Origin of the sequence: Pseudomonas sp. NKUCC02_KPG (assembly GCF_019345465.1) — a bacterium.
Lineage (GTDB): Bacteria > Pseudomonadota > Gammaproteobacteria > Pseudomonadales > Pseudomonadaceae > Aquipseudomonas.
The window spans coordinates 211,826-233,417 of the sequence record NZ_JAHKRC010000008.1; the positions used below are offsets into that span (position 1 = coordinate 211,826).

Sequence of the window (21,592 nt, forward strand, 5' to 3'; positions counted from 1 at the left end):
CTCCTGCGCCAATCCCCGCTGTTTTACTGGGTGCTCTTTTCATTAGAAAGTGAGCGCCATGACTGACTCCCAAACGCCTTCTGCCGCACCTCCCCGCCCAGACTTGCCCAGTACCTTGACTCGCCGCGAGCGGTTCGTGATCGAATTGAGCCGCGCGATTGAGGAGGCTGCGTACCCCAGCGAACTGCTTAATCGATTACAGGCTGCAGTGACCGTGAACCAGCATGCGTTGGGCGAGGTACAGGCTTTGTTCAGTGCGGCGCCGACTCTGTATCAGGTGGTGCATGGCCAGGTGCTCCAGGCTCTGGGGGTCGACCCCGATAACCTGTCATGGACCAGCGCGCTGCGGCCTGATGCGCCGGTCACGTTGACCTTGACTCAAGTTGCGGTCGAGAGCCTGCGCGACGATTTTGCCGAGGCTGATCTCAATCAGCGAGTCAGTCTGGTCGGTGATGAAGGCACTACGGGCCAGCCAGTTATGCTCATCCCCGAGCAGGTATTGAACCAGCTGAATTCACTGAATTTGAAAGGCCGCTACAACAAGGCTGTGCGCGATTACTGGCAGGGCATTGCCCAAGGTCAAAGCGTTAGTTGTTGCGAGTATGTGGGTGTGTTGCGCCGCCAGCTGATTAAAACCCGGGCGCTGCTGGCTCATGCTGCGGGGCAATTGAGCAATGATGGCCTTGGCATGTGGTTGCAGGTGGTGGATGCCCCGACTGATCAGCAACGCCTGGAGGCAGGGGGGGAATCTGGCGATCTGCAGGTCAGTGACATCGCCTGGGCCAATGGTCATGGAAATGGTAACGGGGTGCTGTTCAAAGGGGCGTTTGTGATCCACGGGCGTGACGCCGGGCAAAACGCCCGCGAGCTATTGTTTGTGCCGGGTATGGATACCGAACTGTTTGAGTTCTCTTCGCGTACGGAGTTACTGGCACAGATGGTGCGCTGGATCGACAGCGATGCGGGGCCAGGCTGGTTGTTATGGCAACTGTTGCCCTATCACAGCCGTTCGGTGCTGTATGAGTCGGGTAACAGACGGCCATTGGCCGACCTCGCTTATCGCGCGGTAGCGGACAATATTTTTGAGCACAGCGCCACGGCCAGTGTGTACACACAACACGCCAATGAGTTGCTTTGCGCCGTTATGGTCAGCCCGGCGCTGGTAACCGGCGAAGCGACCCTGGAACCGATTGATGCCAGTGGTGTGGCCTTGAGTTATGCGCAAACCACCGAGCAATGGCGCCTGGAGGTGGCAGGCAAAGGTTTGTCGTCAGAGTTGAGTGCCGTGGTGACGGAGTTTATCCGCCGTGACGCACGCTGGCATGAGCAGGATATTTCTTTTGGCAGCCTGGCACCTGAGCTGGCATTGCGTATTCGCAAGGAAAAAATCGAACTGCACGAACACAGCATTTTGCAGATGTTGAAACAGGGGCTGGTGGGTCAAGACATTCCGCAGTTCAATGATTTTTTGACCCACCAACAAGCCTTGAACAACGAGCGCGAATGGTCGTTGGCCTGTTTGAAGGAATTGGCCAGCGAGGCAAATCTTGAAAATGCCGACGTGTTGACGCTTGATGGCGGGCAGGGTTCGCCCCAGAGCCGGTTGATCACCAGTCGCAATCTGGCACTGCTGCTTGAAGGCCAGTTGCAAGTGTTGCAAAAGCAACTGACCGCTGCGGATTTTGCCTTGCTGACCCAGGCGCTGAAACTCAATCTCGCAGGCCATGACACCGCCACCGAGTTGCGTCTGGTGGCCATTGCACTGGGTACTGAACAACTGTCCTACCCCTTGGTCGGCTGCTTTGTGATCACTTCGCGCCAAGGGTTGCTCACGCCATCGCTTCAAGCGTCGACCTTGCTGTTTGTACCCGGTCAGGACGGTGGTTTGCTCAGATTCGATTCATTGGCGCAGTTGCGCGAGCACGTGGGTAAAACTCTGTCCCGCCGTGCTGACTGTTCGCTGTGGCTGACAGTGGCGCTGGAGGAGCAGGCGCCAGCGCGGGCCTGGGTCGGCGCGGTGCCTTTGCGCTCGCAGGTTGAACTGCAATTGAGCGAAATTACCCTCGGAATTGTCGAGTACAGCGTCAAAGCGCAAATCAAGGCCCACAAGAAAACCCTGCAGGCCATCAACAAGTTCTTGCTGGTGATTATCGGCGCAGATCGGCAGACCGCGCTGCGCCTGCTGGCTCAGACCAGTGCGATGCAATTGCAAGTGCCCGGGCATGCGGCCCGTGAGGTGGCACTTGCTCATGTGGTGATGCAGCGCCAGGCCATGGCACTCCAGCAGCGGCTTGGGCCCTGGTTACTGGCAGCGCCCAATGAGGTCCAGGCTGACTATGCGCGGCGGTCCAGGCAGATCAACGAAAATCAGCTGGCGGTTGAAGAGTATTTGTCCAGGCGCTTGCCTTCTGTCACGGAGTTCGCCACGCAAAAATTGCGTGAACAGTTCAAGCACGATGGTTTTGAGGAGGATCTGGACCCGCTTGAGGATATGTTCAGCATCCCGGATCAGGTGGAGGTCATCAAGACCCTGGGCACTCCCAATTTGCCTACCCCCACCAACGTCGTGCCGAGCGTCGAGCTGGCGCAACGGCCTCTGGGGATGCGCACCTACAACCTGGTGCAGCTGGCCCTGGAGAACTTCGACCCGGACGACCCGCAGATAGCACTGCGCCTCAAGTATTTGCAGGTGTTGAAACCCGAGTGGAGCTCGCGCCTGACCGTTGAATACCTGAGCCGGATCATGCCTGCTCTGGATATCGGAGGTGCCTACGAGCAGCAGATCAATCTGGCGTTTTATGGCCGGGCGGTGATTGAGCAAAACCATTTCTTGCAAGCGCCGGGCAGCGACGTGCAGATTCAGCTCATGGCCCGGCCGTACCGGCAGACACTGGAGATGGTGCTATGGCAGGCCCGACTTCAGGGCATGGATGCAACCGCCCAGGCGCTGTTCGCTCACACCATCAGGGCGCGAACGTCAGCGGATCTTAAAGTCGCGGGGATGGACATCAGCGTTGGCCATGTCACTTACAGCAGCGATGTCGAACGCTATGCCATGAGCTCGGTGGAGGGGGTGCGCGTCATTCGCGACACCCTGTCGGATATGACACTGATCTATATGCCCGGCACCGCTCACGGCAATAGCCTGGTCATGTATCCCAGCCTGGAGTTGGCCAACGCGGCATTGGCAAGCATGGGCAAAAGCCCGGAGTTGTTGGCTTACCTTGCGCAACGCACGGAACCCGGTGAGGACGCGGCGCAGATTCAAGGCCGCCTGGCCGAAGCCGCGACCCAGGCACCGCAGGACTGGATCGCTGCCGAGTTCAAGGGCGAGGTTGATATGGGCTGGAGCCTGAGCACTGATCGTCCTGAACGCATGATCAAGGTGCTGCGATTGACGTCCCGGTCCACTGCCAAGCGCGATCTCTTGCGCGAGGAGCGCAATCGTCAGCAATGGTTCGCGAACTTCTTTGCGTTGATCGGGTTTATTCCGGGATTGAACCTGTTATCCGATATTTATTTCATCGACCAGGGATTCAAGGCATTGCGCAATGCCAATTCCGCTTATGAAGCAGCACAGCAGGTGCTGCAAATGGGAATGTGCCTGGTTGATATGATCCTCACTTTCGCGATGCTGGGCCTGGAAAGCCCGCAACCGAGCAAGTGGCAAAGCGTTGTCACCCATGATCCTGTACCGCCCCGATTGTTAATGCAGCCTTTCAAGGCGCGACAAACCCTGGCGCGTGAGGGCTGGGCGGCACGGGCCATTGCGCCTGAGCCCCAACCCTTTGTGATGCCTGACTTCGGCGGCTATGAAATCTCTCTGGCCCCGCAGGACGCCTGTGCACTGACCGGACAATACGATCTGGGCAGTTATCGCAAGGATGGCGTGCAATTTATTGTTCAAAAGGGCAAAAGCTACCGCGTGACACGCCCAAAAAATGCCCAAACCCTGCATTTGCAAAATCCGCAGACTCAGCGCCTGGGGCCGCCTGTCCGGCTGGCCGAATCGGGTGAATGGCACTTTGCTTCAGGCTATGGGTTGCCGGGTGGGGTGAAAGAGGCAGAAACCATCTTGATGAATTGCGGCATGTCGCTGGAGGTGGCCCAGGGATTATTGGCCGATTACGACTTTCCGGCCAACTCGGGGCTGGAGCATTTGTTTGCCATGAGCGTGCAGCGAGACGGTATCAGGCCCGAGTGGGCCAACAAATTCCGTGCCGTCAGTGCAGAGCCCATGGCCGGCCCCTCCCATCGTCCAGCGACAAGCCGACCGGTCACCCCGGGGCTGGAAGACTATGTTGTGACGCCCCGTGTCACCCAGGCCATAGCCAGCAGCGAGCTGTCGATGGATCGGGTTGTAATAGGTGACCATGATCTGTTTGTTGCCCAAGGCACAGATGCGGATGGTTTTTACCCGTTGTATCAACCCAATCCCCTTGATGCCGGGCAACTGCAGGTCTGCGGACGTCTCTCTCCAGAAGGTGTCTACCACCTCGAAGTACCTGTTGAAATGGATTACATCTCGATTGATGGGCATTTTTACGAGGCGCACTTCAATGAGAATCTCAATCGAATCACCATCAACAAGCCCGGTGGAAGGGTGGGGCATATGTTGGTGGTGGAGCCCCAAGGGATCTTTCGGCGGATGGGCGAATGGCAATTGCTGCAGTCCCCGGTGGCGCAGCTGGATCTCTCCGCCCGGCTTGACGCACTGGCACGCCAGTTAATGCCGTTACCGGCGACTGATCAGCAAGTCGCCCGATATGTTTCGCGCTATGGGCATCAACTGATCAAATCCACGGTGCCTGAGCTGCTCCTGGCCCGCAGTGTGCCGGAGCTGGAGCGATTGGCCAGGCAGCATACCTATCGCCACGGCTTGCCGATTGAAACGCTGATCCGGATCTTCGAGGCGCAAATCAATGGTTTGCCCGTGCCAGAGGGTTTACCGGTTTACGATGAGCTACAGGGCCTGGCGCCCTTGTCCTTGTCTACGCGCAATACCCTCTATATCCATGAGGCTATGGTTTTGGGTGATTTCCTGAGCATCTTGCCCCTGTCCACCGAAGAGTCTGCGCTATTGGCCGACCTGAGCACCTTACTGAACAGTCGAACAAACATAATGTTGTCGACGCAAATGCCAATGAATCAATTTTTGCGCAGTGTGCTGAGGCGTAAAGGCTATGTGTCATTAGGCCGCGGGAACGAAGCACTGTTTAGACGAGGTTTGTTCAGCCAGATATTCAAAAGCCCTAATGGAGACTTGTATGTGATGACGACAAAGTTCCTGCCACCTCGCAGGACGGGCGTCGGGTTGAAGCCAGTGGTGCTGAATGAGTCGCGACGTGGTTTGCACTTTTCTGATGCCTGGATCGATTCCGTGATTGCCAATCAGATATGGGAGTTACCTGACAACTCTGTGGTCAAAGCCTTGCGCGAAGCCCATGAGCGCCACCGGTTGTTCAAACTGTTGGCCGGGGTGACGCGGGATGGCCAGGTGATGATTTTCAGGCTACTGGCCCCAGGGGACATTTAGTCCGGGCCCATCCCGGGCTGAACCGATCCTGAAGAATATTCTGATAGATAAAACGTCATCCTTCTTACGGCTTACTCTTTAAAACGCCGGGCATCAGCTACCGGCGTTTTGATCATGAGCGAAGTCCCTCAGTGGCATGTGCGCTCGCGTCGCAGGAGTAGCACCATGAAACTCGCCCTGAAAGAATTCTTCGCAGGCTTTTTGCGTACTCGCCATTTCGGCCGGCACTTTCGGCGCCTGGCCTTGCTCGACAGCCTGACCAACACCACGGTCAGTCGGGAAGTACCACCGACTCTGGCGCAAACCCTGGTGGTCGCTGCCAACAGCGACAGCGCGTTATTGATCGACAACCTGGGCACCCACACCGACGGGTTGAGTGATGCCGAGGTCGATGCGTTGCGTCAGCAACACGGGCTCAATGAGGTTGAGCACGAACAGCCGCTCAGTCGCTGGGTGCATTTGTGGCACTGCTACAAAAACCCGTTCAACCTGCTGCTGACCTTGCTCGCAGGTGTGTCGCTGGCCACCGATGACGTACAGGCGGCCGTGGTGATCAGCACCATGGTGGTGCTGTCGACCGTGCTGCGTTTTTGGCAGGAGGCAAAGTCCAACAAGGCGGCTGACGCGCTCAAGGAAATGGTGAGCAACACCGCCACGGTGATGCGCCGAGACTTTGGTGCTGACACTTCGCCGATGTTTGGCCGGTTTTCGGGAGCCGCTCGGCAAATCAGGGGCGCGCAGCGTATCGAATTGCCGATCAAGCAACTGGTGCCGGGTGATCTGATTGTGTTGTCGGCAGGCGACATGATTCCGGCCGATTGCCGGGTGCTAAGTGCCAAGGACTTGTTTGTCAGCCAGGCGGCGATGACCGGTGAGTCCATGCCGGTGGAGAAGTTTTCCCGTCAGTCTGACAACCAGACCAGCAACCCGCTGGAGCTGGAAAATATCTTGTTCATGGGCACCAACGTGGTCTCCGGTGCGGCGACGGCGGTGGTACTGACCACGGGTAATAACACCTATTTTGGCGCGCTGGCCCAACGGGTGGGTGCGACCGATCGTGGCCCGACTTCGTTTCAGACCGGGGTCAACAACATCAGTTGGCTACTCATCCGCTTCATGTTTGTGATGGCGCCGCTGGTGCTCTTTATCAATGGTTTTACCAAGGGGGACTGGACCGAAGCCTTGCTGTTCGCGTTGTCGGTGGCCGTGGGGCTGACCCCGGAAATGTTGCCGATGATTGTGACCTCGACCCTGGCCAAGGGTGCGGTGTTTTTGTCCCGTAAAAAAGTCATCGTCAAACGCCTGGATGCGATTCAGAACTTTGGCGCGATGGATGTGCTGTGCACCGACAAGACCGGCACCCTGACCCAGGACAAGATTTTTCTGGCCCGACACGTTGATGTGTGGGGGCAAGAGTCTGACGATGTGCTGGAAATGGCCTATCTCAATAGCTACTACCAGACCGGCTTGAAGAACCTGCTGGACGTGGCGGTGCTGGAGCATGTTGAGGTTCACCGTGAGCTGAACGTGGGCACGGCTTTCAGCAAGGTGGATGAAATCCCGTTCGACTTTACCCGCCGACGCATGTCGGTGGTGGTGGCCGAGCAGGATCAGCCTCATCTGCTGATCTGCAAGGGGGCTGTCGAAGAAGTGCTGTCCGTGTGTAACACCGTGCGCCATGGCGATCAGGAAGAAGCCCTGAGTGACCCGTTGCTGGCGCGTATTCGCCAGGTGACCGCCGAATTCAACGAGGAAGGCTTGCGGGTTGTGGCCGTGGCTGCGCGGCCAATGACCGGGGGGCGGGACACTTACAGCCTGGCGGATGAACAGGAACTGACGCTGATTGGCTATGTGGCGTTCCTGGACCCTCCCAAGGAGAGCACCGCCCCGGCGCTCAAGGCGTTGGCCGAGCATGGCGTTGCCGTAAAAGTGCTGACCGGCGATAACGAATTGGTTACGGCCAAAATCTGTCGGGAGGTCGGCCTGGAGCAACAGGGCCTGCTGATGGGCAACGACATTGAGCGCATGAGTGATGCCCAGTTGGCGGAGGCAGTGGAAACCACCAACGTATTTGCCCGGCTTACCCCCACGCACAAGGAACGTATCGTGCGTTTGCTCAAGGCCAATGGTCATGTGGTCGGCTTTATGGGCGACGGGATCAACGATGCCCCGGCGTTGCGCACGGCAGATATCGGGATTTCGGTGGACAGTGCGGTAGACATCGCCAAGGAGGCAGCTGACATCATTCTGTTGGAAAAAAGCCTCATGGTGCTGGAGGAGGGTGTGCTGGAAGGGCGCCGCACCTTTGCCAACATGCTCAAGTACATCAAAATGACTGCCAGCTCGAACTTCGGCAATGTGTTCTCGGTGTTGGTCGCCAGTGCGTTTATTCCGTTTCTGCCAATGTTGCCGATGCACTTGCTGGTGCAGAACCTGCTTTACGACGTGTCACAAATTGCCATCCCGTTCGATAACGTCGATGAGGAAATGCTGAAAAAACCGCAGCGCTGGCAGCCTGCTGATGTCGGGCGTTTCATGTTGTTCTTTGGGCCGATCAGCTCGGTCTTCGACATCCTGACTTTTGGGCTGATGTGGTACGTCTTCAAAGCCAACACACCCGAACACCAGACCCTGTTTCAGTCAGGCTGGTTTGTGGTCGGTTTGCTGACCCAAACCCTGATCGTCCACATGATACGTACACCGAAAATCCCGTTCCTTCAAAGCCGCGCGGCAATGCCGTTGATGGTCATGACGGGGATAATCATGGCCGTTGGCATTTTCCTGCCAATGGGGCCTTTGGCAGGCTACTTCAAGTTGCAGGCGTTGCCGGGGTTGTACTTTGTGTTCTTGCCAATGATTTTGCTGGCCTACATGGCGCTGACCCAGGCGGTAAAAGGGTTCTACATTCGCAAGTTTGGATGGCAATAAGAATTAACTTTGACATCTAAAGGGAGCCGAATCGTTATTCGGCTTTTGGATCCATATCTTGGGAAAAAACCTACAAATCAGATGGTGTTTTCCCTTCTCGTAGATCGTCTCCGATTAGCGATCATCCCCGGCTCGATTTCGAACGGGGTACGGTATGTTGCGCATAGATATTGTGGACTTTGGAGATTATGTTCGTAAGAACTGTCCTATACTTTCAGTGTCATTCATCAGGTCGTTTTTTCCAAGCTTTGGCTTGCCGTACCTATTCAAAACGATATGTTTGTGCCTGATATACGCTGATGCTCGGCTAGCTAGCGGAGGATTAAATGTATGAAAGTGTTGATTGCGGATGATCATTCACTTATTCGGTCAGCCATGAAAGTACTGCTGGAAAGCCAGGGTTATGAAGTCGTGGCTGAGGCGGCTAATGGCACTGACACTGTTCAATTGGCGCGTTTGCATCATGTTGACCTGATTGTCCTGGATATCACCATGCCCGGCCTTGATGGCCTGGAGGTGATCAATCGAATCAGGGTCGCAGGGCTGGACACCCGTATTCTGGTGCTGACGTCTCAGTCCCCCCTGTTTTATTCCCAACGGTGCATGAAAGCCGGGGCGGCAGGGTTCATCAGTAAAAGCCAGGATCTCACCGAGTTGTTGAGGGCCGTGAAAATAATCATGGATGGTTACACGTTTTTTCCGTACCTGGCGGCCAGTTCGGTACGCAACAGTGATGCAAACATGAGCGACGTTGAGTTGATTCAGCACTTGTCGGCCCGGGAGTTGTACATATTGCAACAGCTCGCCCGTGGCTTGAGTAACAAGAAGATTGCTGAAGACATGATATTGAGCAGCAAGACAATCAGTACTTACAAGGCGAGGTTGATTGAGAAGTTGAATATAAAGTCGGTCGTTTATTTGGCAGATTTTGCCAAGCGCAATGATTTGATTTAATTGAAAACTCTTGCATGTCTGGGACTTGCTGGGCTGCTGCTTGTCCTTGGCCAGTACGTCGCAGCCGCTGAAACATCGGTGCAGACATTGCGCCTGTTGGGACGTTCGAGTGTTGAAGAGTACAGCGTGGTACTTGAGCCTTCCGAAGTGCAATGGCTCAAACAACAGGGCCCCTTGCGTCTTGGTATCTCGGCCCCCGATTACGGTCCGTTTGACCTGGCCGTCAATGGCCAGGACTTCGAAGGCTTGACCGCCGATTATGCGCAGTTGCTGTCACAGTTACTGCACATCGATATTGAGGTCAAACGGTATCCCTCGAGGCCGTTGGCGATAGAAGCACTCAAGCAGGGCGAGCTGGACTTATTAAGCAGCTCCAATGGTTTCGAGGCACAAGATCCCCAGTTGGTGCTAAGCCTTGCCTACGCAGACGATTCGCCTGCGCTGGTGACGCGCATCAGTAATCGTGAGCGTCCACCTGTCGATCTGGCAGGGTTGCGTGTGGCCATGCTTGATCACTATTTACCGCCCCAAAAGGTCAAGGATTTTTACCCCAAGGCTACCTTGCAGTTGTATCCCTCAACCCTGACGGCGATCGGCGCCGTAGCGTTTGGCCAGGCCGACGTCTACCTCGGGGATTACATCAGTGCCAATTACCTGATCAACAAAAACTACTTGAACAACGTGCAACTGGCTGACTTTTCCCGGCTGGAAGACAACCCGTTCTCTTTTGCGGTACGCCGCGATAACCCCAGATTACTGCGCGTTGTTAATGCGGCGCTGGCGGTGATTCCGCCCAGTGCGCGCATGACGATCCTGCGGCGCTGGAGCTCCGACGGGCCTCAAATCACCAACCCCTGGCGCTTTAACCCCAGCCCTGGCGAGCAACGATGGATGGCTATGCACCCCAGGATAAAGGTGGCGATCAATGATCAGTTTGTACCGTTGTCATTCTTTGATGAGCAGGGCACGTTCAAGGGTTTGATTGCTGATCTGTTAACCAAGATCAGTGCACACACAGGACTTGAGTTCGAAGCCGTGCGCGAGAGCACGGTGGCTGAGGGGGTTAAGCTGGTCAGTTCGGGCAAGGCACACATGCTGGGAGGAATCACGAGCGGTACTGCCCGAGAGAATCAACTGCGCTTTACCAGACCTTACCTCACAACGCCTTTTGTGCTGACCACCCGTATTGGTTCTGATGTGCCTGAAACCCTGGATGAAATGTCGGGCCGGCGGGTGGCATTGGTGCGGGGCAACGTGTTGCGCGAGTTTATTGAGCAGAACTACCCCGGCATTCAGGTGGTGGAGGCTGACAACCCTCCTGCGGCCCTGAGCATGGTGGCAGAAGGCGCAGCTGATGCGGCGGTCAGTGCGCTGGTCAGTGCACGCTATCTGGTCTCGAGGCGATTTAGTAAACAGCTGCAAATCACCAGCACGGTAGGCACACAACCCGAGCAGATCGGCTTTGCCACAGCCAGCAATGATCCGCAGCTGAACTCCATTCTGGGCAAGGCGCTCATGAGCATTACCCCAGGAGAAATGAGTGAGCTGACCGGCCGTTGGCGCACTGACATACCCGTCGTTGAAAGCTATTGGCTGCGTAATCGTGCGGCAATTATTCAAGGGTTCGCCATTGCGGCGGCCCTGCTCTTGGTGGCGGTTGCCTGGATTACTTACTTGCAGCGAGTGATTGCCAGGCGTCAGCAGCTAATGAACGAGTTGAACGTCGCCAAACAAAGTGCCGATGAGGCTAATCGGGCGAAGACAACATTCCTGGCGACCATGAGTCATGAAATACGCACACCCATGAATGCGGTAATCGGCATGCTTGAACTGGCCATGAAAAAAGCCGACCAGGGTGTCATGGATCGGTTTGCAATCGAAGTGGCATCCGTCTCGGCCCGCGAGTTACTCGACTTGATTGGCGATATTCTGGATATCGCGCGTATTGAATCCGGTTATTTGTCATTGACCCCCAAGCGCTCCAATCTCAAGTCCCTGGTAGAGGCCGTGGCACGGATGTTCGATGGGCTTGCACGCCAGAAGCACTTGAGCCTGATATGCGAATTGAGCCCTGCGTCGGACACAGATGTCATGATCGATCCGATGCGTTTTAAACAAGTCGTCTCCAACATGTTGAGCAATGCCATCAAGTTCACGAATGTGGGCGCAGTTCGGCTGAAACTGAACGTAGAGCCTGCTCACGATGGGCAGCAGGTGTCGGTGTGTTTGCGCGTTGAGGATACGGGCGTCGGTATTTCTGACGAAGACCAGTCTCGACTGTTCAGTCCATTTGTTCAGGCCAGCAACAACACCCAGTCTGCGCGTAGTGGCTCAGGGTTGGGCTTGGTGATTAGCCGTGAACTCTGCGAAATGATGGGCGGGCAGTTGCACCTCAGTAGCGTGCAGGGGACCGGAACTCAGGTTGAGATCACGATGGTGGTGCCATTGCTTGAACCTGAAGAAATCGCCGTCGACGAGGCGCAGCAAGAAGTCGGGAGCACACGCTCGCTGAATGTATTGGTGGTGGATGATTATCCGGCGAATCGGATGCTGCTGGCCCAACAACTCAGCTACCTGGGGCACCGCGTGGCCGACGCCGAAAATGGTGCGCTGGGTCTGAAGGCATGGCGGATGGGGCAGTTTGACGTGGTCATCACTGATTGTTCCATGCCGGTCATGGATGGCTATGAGCTGGCACGGGCAGTGCGGTCAGAGGAGGTCGCGTTGGGGCGAGCGCCCTGCCAGATTTTTGGTTTTACGGCCAACGCACAACCAGAGGAAGCTGTGCGTTGCCGGGAAGCTGGAATGGATCAATGCTTGTTCAAGCCCATCAGTTTGAAGGACTTGAGTGCCTGCCTGGCGTCTGGGGTACCGCAGGGGCCATCAGGCAAGAGTGCCGATGAGTCTGACGGGCAGATTGATCTGACTTATCTTAAACAGTTGAGCCAAGGTGATGATGGGGTGGTCCACAAACTGCTCGCTGAACTGGCCATCAGTAATCGCCAGGACCTCGGTGCACTGATCGAGCTGTTTGTGAAAGATGATTATGAGGGATTGAGTGCTCTGGCACATGGTGTCAAAGGAGGAGGCAAGCTCATTCAAGCCACGAAGCTGATTGAGTGTTGCGAGCAACTGGAAGAGATTTGCAGGATGGCGGAACCACAAGGTCTTGCTGGTGCTGTCGATGCACTGCACTACAGCATGGAGCAACTGGCCGACGAGCTGGACCGTTATGCTCAAGCCGATGAGTCTCATGAATGACGAGGCCAAAATGCCAACAAAAACATTACGAATATTGATTGCCGATGATGATCCAGTACAAGCGCTGAAAATGGAAAGGGCTCTTAACCTTCTGGGCTATTACCGGATCGCGCCTTTGTACAACCCTGAGGCCTTGGTGAGCTTGAGAGCAGCCCGGACCAATGAGTATGACGTGCTGCTGATCAGCCAGAAAATGGCAGGAGGGGGCATTGCGGATGAAGCTCAATTCCACAAGGAAAATTCGCAGTTTCGCCATGTACTGATTTATACGGATGCTGAGAGTTTTTCAAATCAGCTCGCCACCCGGATGTCGATGCTTGATTCCACGCACTTGCCCTGAGACGGATACTTGTGTGCTTCACAGGGGCCGCGCTAAGGTCTGGTGTTCTCATAAACAGAACCAGGATTGGTCGAGGAATGCCCGTAATGTCGGATGTCGTGGTAGTTCAAGCTGATTATACAAACCCGGTTCATGCTCAAGCGCTGAGAGACGTGTTGAACCACTACGCCAAAGACCCCATGGGTGGAGGTGAAGAGTTGTCGCAGGACGTGTTGGCGCAATTGCCGGCAGAGCTTGCCAGACGCCCTCATGCGTTTAGCGTGCTGGCGTTCGTCAACGGCGAGGCGGCAGGTCTGGTGAACTGTTTTGAAGGTTTTTCGACGTTTGCTGGCAAACCGTTAGTCAACGTACATGATGTGTCAGTGGTGGATACGTTTCGCGGTCTGGGCCTGAGTCAGAAAATGTTGCTCAAGGTCGAAGACATTGCCCGTGAGCGAGGCTGCTGCAAGATCACCCTGGAAGTGCTTGAGGGCAACCCCGTGGCTCAAGGTTCCTATCGCAAGTTTGGTTTCAGCGATGGTCAGCTCGACCCTGCTCACGGGCGCATGATGTTCTGGAACAAATATTTGTAAGCGCGGCGGGTTTCACACGTCCTGCGGGAACGGTGCTGCCCGTCATGCAGGTGGGGCGGTGTTTCAGGCTTGCCGCGGCGATTGCATCGCGAGCAAGCCTGCTCCCGCTGTGCTTGATAAAGCTCCGGTTTAGAGCGTCCACTCCAGGCCAACACTCACCGTTCGCGGTTCGCCCCAGAACACGCCGTTATAGAAGCCGACGTTTTCGTAATACTTCTGATCGAGCAGGTTCTTGACGTTCAATGATGCCGAGACGTGTTCGTCGAATGTGTAGCGGGCCATCAGGTCGACGAGGGTGTAGGACTTTTGGGTGATGTCTTCTTTAAAGGTGATCGGATAACCCGCTGCATTTTTCTGTCCGGTAGGACGGTTGGCAGCGCGATAGATATCGCTTTGCCAGTTGACGGCGGCGCCCACGGTCATGGCATTCCACTCACCTGGCAGGCGGTAGGTGCTCGAAATTTTGACCAGATTCAATGGCGACGCGGTATTCATGCGTTGGCCTGCGGCGTTGCGTGAATGGGTGTAGGTGTAACCGGCGACCATGTTCCAGTCCTGCATGACCTCACCGGCCAGTTCGACCTCAAAGCCATTGATCTTGTTGCCCTTGCCACCGGATTTGTAATATTCCTCGCCCTTGGGGCCGCGAGGCACTGAGTCGTCGATTTCCGGTACGTTGTCCTGCTTGCTCCAGAACACGGCTGTCGACAGGTTGAGGCGTTCTTGCAAGAAGCTGCCCTTCAAGCCCAGTTCATAATTGCTACCCACCACCGGTTCAAGATAAGCATCGCCTACGGCCTTGTTGGTTGTAGGTTTGAAAATATCGGTGTAGCTCGCGTAGACCGTCAACTCCTCGGTGAAGTCATACAGCAAGCCCGCGTAAGGCGTAATGATGTCGTTTTGTGTCTGGCTGACTTTTGTGTGCTTGAGAGGGCCTGAATTGTTCTCAACAAACACGGTGTTGGCGTTGGAGCTTTTCCAGCTGCCATAACGGGTGCCGAGTACGGCATGCCATTCATCCGTCAGGTTGAAGCGTGTAGCCAGGTAACCGGACTTTTGTTTGACGATGTTTTGGCTGCCCTCAATGCCGGTATTAAAGTCCTGATACTTGGGAATCGAACTCATGTCCTGCCAGTTTGGAATGGTGTCGTAGGTCTCTGGGTTGAGGTTAATCATCAAGGGTGACGTGTTGTCGTTTTTGGCCTGGCCGTAACCCACCATCAACTCGTGGTCACGCCCGAACAAGGGGTAAGTGCCTGAGATATTGACGTCGACGGCGGTCATTTTTTCTTCGCCGATAAAATGGCTGTTATAGGCCGACATACCTGTGCCATCGGCATTGGGGAAACCGCCCCCGGCGTAGTAGACCTTGCCTTCGGCGTCACTGGTGCGATGGGTATAGGCCGCTTTGAGGTGCCAGTCATTGGACAGTTGCTGGTCCAGGGTGGCGAAGGCGGTCTTGTCCTTCATCGGCCATGAACTCCAGGAGGTGGCCAGGTTGGTTGAGCGGCCAAATTTGGCTTTCTCGCCCGAACCGGTCCAATAGGGAGTGGTCCCCCAGGACGACCCTTTTACCTGTTTGTCCTGGTAGTCGTAACCCACTGCCAGGAGGGTGGTGTCGGTCAGGTCTGCTTCCAGAATGCCGTAGGCCACTTCACGCTTGAGTGCATAGATATCGCGAAACGACTTGCTGTCGCGATAAGACAACACGGTGCGCCCGCGCAAACGACCGTCGAAAGCCAGCGGGCCGCCCACGTCGACATAGCTGTAATAGTCATCGTAACTGCCGCCTGTTGCCCCGGCCTTGGCCTGCAATTGGTGGGTGGGGCGTTTGCGGATCATGTTGATGGTGCCCGACGGATCGCCCGCGCCGGTTGTGAGGCCGGTGGCGCCGCGCACCACTTCAATTCGGTCGTAGATGATGGTGTCGGCATCAGTCTTCATAAAACTGAACGTATTGAGCATCCCGTCAATCTGGAAATTGGAGATGGTGTAGCCGCGTGACGAATAACTGACCCGGTCGGAGTCGTTGTGCTGCACCACAATCCCCGTGGTATGGCGCATGGCCTCGGTCAGGGTGTTGAGGTTGAAGTCATCCATCTCCTGACGGGTGACGACTGAGATCGACTGCGGAGTTTCGCGAATACTCAGGTTGAGTTTGGTCGCGGTGCTGGTCGAGCCCGTGGTGTAGGAACCGGTATTTTCGGTGCTGGCGCCCAGACCTTGGGCGGTGACACTGGTACTGCCCAGTTCCAGTGAACGGGAGGTTTTCTCTACGTCATCCTGCTCGGTGTCTGCCAACAATTGCGGGCTGACGGTAGTGCCGATAAGCCCGAGTGTCAGGGTCATGGAACGGGTAAATGGCGCGAACATCGCTGCCGACTCCTTGTCGTTGTTATGAAGTTGTCTAGTGCTTCAAACGAATGACAAGGAGAAGGTTTAGGGGTAATGAGAATTATTTGTGATGTGTGTGCCTGAAAACGAGCAGGGCGCCATTGGCGCCCTGCAGGTTATTTATTGCTTGGCTACATTGCCTGCAGCCGGAGGTTTAGGCTTGATCAGGCTGAAATCGATCAAGGCTTTCTGCGGGCGCGAGTACGGGTCGCCAATCAGTTGCGGGCGGGCGACAAACTGATCGCTGACCAGGCTTTTCTTGTCGTCCAGTTCATCGGCACTCAGGCCGGCCAGATCAGTCCAGGTATGGATGAACTGCGAGCTGCTGTAAGGACGGCTGAGGTCACTGGCGAAATTCCAGGTGTGGTTTTCACGCCATTTTGGCGATGCCCAGGCCATGAACGGAATGGTGTACATCGGTGCTGTCGGCTTGGCTTCGTTACGGCCCAGGGTGTTGTGACCGACCGAATCGAATACATCTTCGCCGTGGTCGGACAGATACAACAGGAAGCCGTTGGGGTCGGTCTTGGCGAAGTCCTTGATCAGGCTCGACACCACGAAATCGTTATACAACACGGCATTGTCGTAGCTGTTGTAAGTCGGTACCTGGTCGTCGGTCAGTCCGGCTGGCACACCGGTACGGTCCACGAACTTGTCGAAGGTCGGCGGGTAACGATACTGGTAGCTCATGTGGGTGCCGAGCAGGTGGATCACGATCAGTTTGCGCGGGGCGCTGTCGGCCAGGATCTTGTTGAACGGCTCAATGACATCGCCGTCGTACTGGCGAGCGTTCTGGTTGCGGTTGTTGTTGAGGTAGACCTGTTCATCAGCCTGCTCGGAGAAGGTGGTGAGCATGGTGTTGCGCTTGGTCATGGTCTGCTGGTTGGTGACCCAGAAAGTCTTGTAGCCCGCTTGCTTCATGACACTGACCAGTGACGGAGTACTGAGATACAGATCCGGGTTTTCTTCGTCAGCGAACGTCAGCACTTGTTGCAGGGCTTCAATGGTGTAGGGCCGTGGAGTGACGACGTTGTCGAAAATCGCCAGTTGATCGCGCAATTTATCGAGGTTTGGCGTTGTCTCGCGCGGGTAGCCATAGAGGCTCATGCGCTGGCGATTGGTCGATTCGCCTATGACCAGCACCAGGGTGGTTGGCTTGCCGGCTTCGTTGTCCTTGAGGTTGGTCAGGGGCGGAATCTTGCTGACGCTGGCCAGCATGCCTTGCATGTTATCCAGTTGCTCCAGATAACGGCGATACGCCACTACCATCTGCCACGGCACTGCAGGTTCGACACGGCTTTCGAAGCTTTCCATGGCGGAGGCCATAGAGTCGTGCTTCATTGTCTGTTTGATCAGCGGGTAACCGATAACCGCCACCAGTATGGCAACCGCTGCAGCCCAGGCCTGCACGCGGGGCAGGTACACCGGGCGCAAGCGTGACCACAGGAACACGGCGAAAGCGGTATGGGCCACGAATGCCAGCACCATCCACCAGGCAAAATACTGGGTCATGTATTCGCCAGCTTCGGAGATGTTCGATTCGAACATGATGAAGATGACGCTTTGCGAGAATTCTTGCTGATAGATAAAGAAGTAGCCCAGGCTTGCCATCGAGCAGGCCCACAGCACGACGCCAATCACGGCAGCCATTACGCGGGTGTGCTTGGGAAACATCAGCATAGGAGCCAACCAGACGGCACTCATCACAAAGGCCTGGCGGAACCCCGAGAAGCCGGAGGTGCCGGTCAGCTGGATCAGTAGCTGGGTGATGCCGGAAAAATACCAGAAGAACAGGAACAGCCAACCCAGGCCGGCCCAGTCAAATCCTTTCGCAGACGTGTTGCTGCGTTTAAACATCCCCATACAGCGCTCCAGCTGATAACTGACTTGAATGGTTGTTGCCTATTAATCAGGCACAACACATGGGGGCTGCCTCACGAAAGAGCAGCCACAAAGTGTTCAAGTATCTCCAAGTGCATGTGAAAACTTTGTCGCCAATAGCTGCGCTTGCGGGGGGTGTGTCGGCGCATTCGGCGACCTTGAGGGGTATTGGTTTTGCAATCTTTGCTGCTTCGTCCGTCTGTTGAGTGTATTGAATCGGGAATCTGCCCTTCACCTTGTGCGAAACTATGCACCATGTGTCAGGACTGATCCTGACCGGGCACCTTGGGCAATGTTGCACTAAGGTGCTGTACACCTATTTATTTGTCGTTGGGAGCAACAGTACATGCAGTTGGGAATTATTGGATTGGGCCGTATGGGCGGGAATATCGCACGGCGTCTGATGCTCAATGGGCATACAACCGTGGTTTTTGACCGCAATACCGACTTTGTCAGCGCTCTGGAACAGGAAGGCGCCACCGGCGTTGCCGATTTGCCAGCGCTGGTCGCAGGCCTGGCCAAACCCCGTGCTGTCTGGGTCATGCTGCCTTCAGGTGCGCCGACCGAAGACACCATCGAGACCCTGAGCCAGCTGCTGGACGCCGATGACATCATCATCGATGGCGGTAACACCTTCTATAAAGATGACATGCGTCGTTCGCAGTCTCTGGCCGAAAAGGGCATCCAGTACGTTGACGTCGGTACCTCGGGCGGCGTGTGGGGCCTGGAGCGCGGTTATTGCATGATGATCGGTGGAGACAGCGCTGTCGTGAAGCACCTGGACCCGCTGTTTGCAGCGCTGGCCCCGGGCATGGGTGACATCCCGCGCACCAAGGACCGTGTATCTGACGACGATCGTGCCGAGCGTGGTTACATCCATGCGGGCCCGGCAGGTGCTGGTCATTTCGTGAAGATGGTGCACAACGGTATTGAATACGGTTTGATGCAGGCTTACGCCGAAGGCTTCAACCTGATGAAGATGAAGGGCGGTGAGAACCTGCCTGAAGAGCAGCGCTTTGACCTGAACCTGGGCGATATTGCCGAAGTATGGCGTCGTGGTAGCGTTGTTTCGTCCTGGCTGCTGGATTTGACTGCCGATGCCCTGGCCACTGATGAGCCGCTGGATGGCTACTCAGGCGCCGTGGCAGATAGCGGTGAAGGCCGCTGGACCATCGAAGCTGCAATGGAGCAGTCGACGCCGGTTCCGGTGTTGTCGCAAGCCCTGTTTGCCCGCTACAGTTCGCGCCAGCAAAGCCTCTATGGCGACAAAATGCTATCGGCCATGCGCTTTGGTTTCGGTGGCCATGTGGAGACGTCTAAAAAATGATTGATCTGTCCAGTAAACCTGACGCCAAGCCCGCGCCGCCCACCACTCTGTTCTTGTTTGGTGCCCACGGTGATCTGGTAAAGCGCTTGCTGATGCCTGCGCTGTACAACTTGAGTCGAGACGGTTTACTGGACGGTGGCCTGCGCATTGTGGGCGTTGACCACAATGGGATCAGTGATGAGGGGTTTGCCAAAAAGCTGGAGGACTTCATTCGCAATGAAGCGTCCAGCAAGGTGGATCATCCTGACGGGCAAGGCTTGAATGCCGATTTGTGGGCCTTGTTGGCGAAGAACATCAGCTACGTGCAGGGCGATTTTCTGGATGACAGCACCTACGGGGCGCTGGAGCAGAAAATCATCGCCAGCGGCACTGGCAATGCGGTGTTCTACCTGGCCACTGCACCACGCTTTTTCAGCGAAGTCGTGCAGCGGCTGGGTGCCAGCGGGTTGCTCAAGGAAACCCCCGATGCATTTCGCCGGGTCGTCATTGAAAAACCTTTTGGCTCTGACGTGCAGACAGCTCAAGCATTGAATGAGTGCCTGCTCAATGTCATGAGCGAGAAGCAGATCTACCGGATTGACCATTACCTGGGCAAGGAAACCGTCCAGAATATTTTGGTCAGCCGTTTCTCCAACGGGCTTTTCGAAGCCTTCTGGAACAATCATTACATTGACCATGTGCAGATCACTGCGGCTGAAACCGTCGGGGTCGAGACACGTGGCAGTTTTTACGAACACACCGGCGCCTTGCGCGACATGTTGCCCAACCATTTGTTTCAACTGCTGGCGATGGTGGCGATGGAGCCCCCCGCAGCCTTTGGGGCCGATGCAGTGCGCGGTGAAAAAGCCAAGGTGATTGGAGCAATCCGCCCCTGGTCGAAAGAAGAGGCGTTGAAAAATTCTGTACGCGGGCAGTACACCCAGGGTGAGTCCGGCGGCAAGCCGGTCGTGGGATACCGCGAAGAGAACAACGTGGCTGCTGACAGCAGCACTGAAACCTTTGTGGCGCTCAAGGTGATGATCGACAACTGGCGCTGGGTCGGTGTGCCGTTCTACCTGCGCACCGGCAAACGCATGAGTGCGCGCGACACTGAAATCGCCATCTGTTTCAAGCCTGCGCCTTATGCACAGTTCCGCGACACCGAAGTTGAACGTTTGCAGCCCAATTATTTACGTATCCAGATCCAGCCCAACGAAGGCATGTGGTTTGACCTTCAAGCCAAGCGCCCGGGCCCCGGGCTGAAAATGGCCAATATCGAGTTGGGGTTTGCGTACAAGGACTTCTTCGAAATGCAGCCTTCCACAGGCTACGAGACGTTGATTTACGACTGCCTCACCGGTGACCAGACCTTGTTCCAGCGTGCCGACAATATTGAAAACGGCTGGCGTGGTGTGCAGCCTTTTCTGGATGCGTGGCGTGAACACACTGACGTTCAGCCTTACAAGGCCGGGGAAGACGGCCCGGAGGCGGCCAAAGAGTTGCTGGCTCGCGATGGTCGCGTCTGGCTCAACATAGGATGAGTGACGTGAAGCTGGACTCCGTTGAATTGGTGCTGTGCGACATGGATGGCACCTTGCTGTTGCCCGACCACACCATCAGCCCGCGCAACCTGGCTGCAGTCAAGGCGCTGCAGGCTGCAGGCATTCATTTCACCCTGGCTACCGGCCGCCCGCCCAAGGCAATGCGCGCGTATATCCGGCAGTTGGGTATTGAATTGCCCACTGCGGGATTCAACGGCGGAGTGCTGGTAAACGCCGATGGCAGCTATTTGCAGTCCCATCATGTGCCGTACGAGGCGGTGTTGAAGACGCTGGCCCTGTTGTCCGGGCATGACGTTGAAATCTGGGTGTTTGCTGACGATGAGTGGCTGTTGCGCGATCCGTTGGGCCCGATGGTTGCCCACGAACAACAGGGGCTGGGTTATGCGCCGCTAGTGGTAGAGAGCTTTGAGCCTTATTTGCATCGAGTGGACAAGATCGTGGCCACTACCAGCAATGCGCCACTGCTGGTGGAGCTTGAGCAGCGTTTGCAGCATGTGTTGAGCGGGGAGGCATCGGCCAGCCGGTCGCAGGCCCGTTATCTGGACATCACTGCACTCAAGGCCAACAAAGGCGATGCCCTTGCAGCGCTGGCCGAGCATTTGAGGGTGCCCCTTGAGCGTACGGCAGCGATCGGTGACGGCGGCAATGACCCTGCGATGTTCCATCGTGCCGGGCTGTCGATCGCCATGGGGCAGGCCGAAGCGCAGGTTCGCGAGCAGGCGATGCAGGTCACTGGCAGCAATGTCGAAGACGGCGTTGCCCAGGTGATAGAGCGTTTTATCCTGCAGCGTTGAGGGCTATTCAGGCAGGTCATTTTGTCCGTAGTTTGGCGCAATCGCGGCCTGCCTGGGGCCAGTC

11 protein-coding genes are annotated in these 21,592 nt (G+C 56.1%); 9 read left to right on the forward strand and 2 right to left on the reverse strand.

What is annotated here, in order from left to right:
* Nucleotides 1-58 precede the first annotated feature (58 nt).
* From KO536_RS13530 to KO536_RS13555, 6 genes are all read left to right on the forward strand, one after another.
* Nucleotides 59-5,536 carry a dermonecrotic toxin domain-containing protein gene (locus tag KO536_RS13530; protein WP_219262103.1) on the forward strand — a complete coding sequence of 1,826 codons (5,478 nt, stop codon included), beginning with the start codon at nt 59-61 and terminating at the stop codon, nt 5,534-5,536.
* 165 nt (nt 5,537-5,701) lie between these two features.
* Entirely contained in the window at nt 5,702-8,464 is a 2,763-nt protein-coding gene (gene mgtA / locus KO536_RS13535; RefSeq protein WP_219262104.1) for a magnesium-translocating P-type ATPase, read from the forward strand.
* A 330-nt stretch (nt 8,465-8,794) separates the two neighbouring features.
* Nucleotides 8,795-9,418, forward strand: coding sequence for a response regulator transcription factor (locus KO536_RS13540; RefSeq protein WP_133077901.1), 624 nt, complete (start codon nt 8,795-8,797; stop codon nt 9,416-9,418).
* Nucleotides 9,419-12,679 carry an ATP-binding protein gene (locus KO536_RS13545; protein WP_219262105.1) on the forward strand — a complete coding sequence of 1,087 codons (3,261 nt, stop codon included), beginning with the start codon at nt 9,419-9,421 and terminating at the stop codon, nt 12,677-12,679. It abuts the gene before it with no gap.
* On the forward strand, nt 12,672-13,019 hold the full coding sequence (locus KO536_RS13550) for a hypothetical protein (protein WP_257622913.1): 348 nt from the start codon (nt 12,672-12,674) through the stop codon (nt 13,017-13,019). The genes KO536_RS13545 and KO536_RS13550 overlap by 8 nt, the downstream gene beginning before the upstream one ends.
* 86 nt (nt 13,020-13,105) lie before the next feature.
* Nucleotides 13,106-13,591 (forward strand): GNAT family N-acetyltransferase, encoded by a 486-nt coding sequence (locus KO536_RS13555; RefSeq protein WP_133077989.1) that lies wholly within the window; start codon nt 13,106-13,108, stop codon nt 13,589-13,591.
* A gap of 129 nt (nt 13,592-13,720) precedes the next feature.
* Here the strand turns inward: KO536_RS13555 and KO536_RS13560 are convergent, their stop codons facing one another.
* Together KO536_RS13560 and KO536_RS13565 are read right to left on the reverse strand one after the other, a co-directional pair.
* Nucleotides 13,721-15,964 (reverse strand): TonB-dependent siderophore receptor, encoded by a 2,244-nt coding sequence (locus tag KO536_RS13560; RefSeq protein ID WP_219262107.1) that lies wholly within the window; start codon nt 15,962-15,964, stop codon nt 13,721-13,723.
* 141 nt (nt 15,965-16,105) lie between these two features.
* Nucleotides 16,106-17,848, reverse strand: coding sequence for a phosphoethanolamine transferase CptA (locus KO536_RS13565; protein ID WP_133077898.1), 1,743 nt, complete (start codon nt 17,846-17,848; stop codon nt 16,106-16,108).
* Between the two features lie 364 nt (nt 17,849-18,212).
* On the opposite strand from KO536_RS13565, the gene gnd reads away from it, so the two are divergent.
* Genes gnd through KO536_RS13580 form a run of 3 tightly spaced genes read left to right on the forward strand, consistent with a single transcriptional unit; the run spans nt 18,213 to nt 21,528 of the window.
* Nucleotides 18,213-19,193 carry a phosphogluconate dehydrogenase (NAD(+)-dependent, decarboxylating) gene (gene gnd / locus KO536_RS13570; RefSeq protein WP_133077897.1) on the forward strand — a complete coding sequence of 327 codons (981 nt, stop codon included), beginning with the start codon at nt 18,213-18,215 and terminating at the stop codon, nt 19,191-19,193.
* Nucleotides 19,190-20,713, forward strand: a complete 1,524-nt coding sequence (gene zwf, locus KO536_RS13575) for a glucose-6-phosphate dehydrogenase (protein ID WP_219262108.1) — start codon at nt 19,190-19,192, stop codon at nt 20,711-20,713. The genes gnd and zwf overlap by 4 nt, the downstream gene beginning before the upstream one ends.
* On the forward strand, nt 20,710-21,528 hold the full coding sequence (locus tag KO536_RS13580) for an HAD family hydrolase (protein ID WP_219262109.1): 819 nt from the start codon (nt 20,710-20,712) through the stop codon (nt 21,526-21,528). The genes zwf and KO536_RS13580 overlap by 4 nt, the downstream gene beginning before the upstream one ends.
* Nucleotides 21,529-21,592: the final 64 nt, after the last annotated feature.

What these genes read in the sequence shown, in the direction of transcription:
- KO536_RS13555 (WP_133077989.1), top strand. Translation starts at nt 13,106, where the DNA reads ATGTCGGATGTCGTGGTAGTTCAAGCTGATTATACAAACCCGGTTCAT.
- KO536_RS13530 (WP_219262103.1), top strand. Translation starts at nt 59, where the DNA reads ATGACTGACTCCCAAACGCCTTCTGCCGCACCTCCCCGCCCAGACTTG.
- KO536_RS13565 (WP_133077898.1), bottom strand. Translation starts at nt 17,848, where the DNA reads ATGGGGATGTTTAAACGCAGCAACACGTCTGCGAAAGGATTTGACTGG.
- mgtA (WP_219262104.1), top strand. Translation starts at nt 5,702, where the DNA reads ATGAAACTCGCCCTGAAAGAATTCTTCGCAGGCTTTTTGCGTACTCGC.
- KO536_RS13580 (WP_219262109.1), top strand. Translation starts at nt 20,710, where the DNA reads ATGAGTGACGTGAAGCTGGACTCCGTTGAATTGGTGCTGTGCGACATG.
- gnd (WP_133077897.1), top strand. Translation starts at nt 18,213, where the DNA reads ATGCAGTTGGGAATTATTGGATTGGGCCGTATGGGCGGGAATATCGCA.
- KO536_RS13540 (WP_133077901.1), top strand. Translation starts at nt 8,795, where the DNA reads ATGAAAGTGTTGATTGCGGATGATCATTCACTTATTCGGTCAGCCATG.
- KO536_RS13560 (WP_219262107.1), bottom strand. Translation starts at nt 15,964, where the DNA reads ATGTTCGCGCCATTTACCCGTTCCATGACCCTGACACTCGGGCTTATC.
- KO536_RS13550 (WP_257622913.1), top strand. Translation starts at nt 12,672, where the DNA reads ATGAATGACGAGGCCAAAATGCCAACAAAAACATTACGAATATTGATT.
- zwf (WP_219262108.1), top strand. Translation starts at nt 19,190, where the DNA reads ATGATTGATCTGTCCAGTAAACCTGACGCCAAGCCCGCGCCGCCCACC.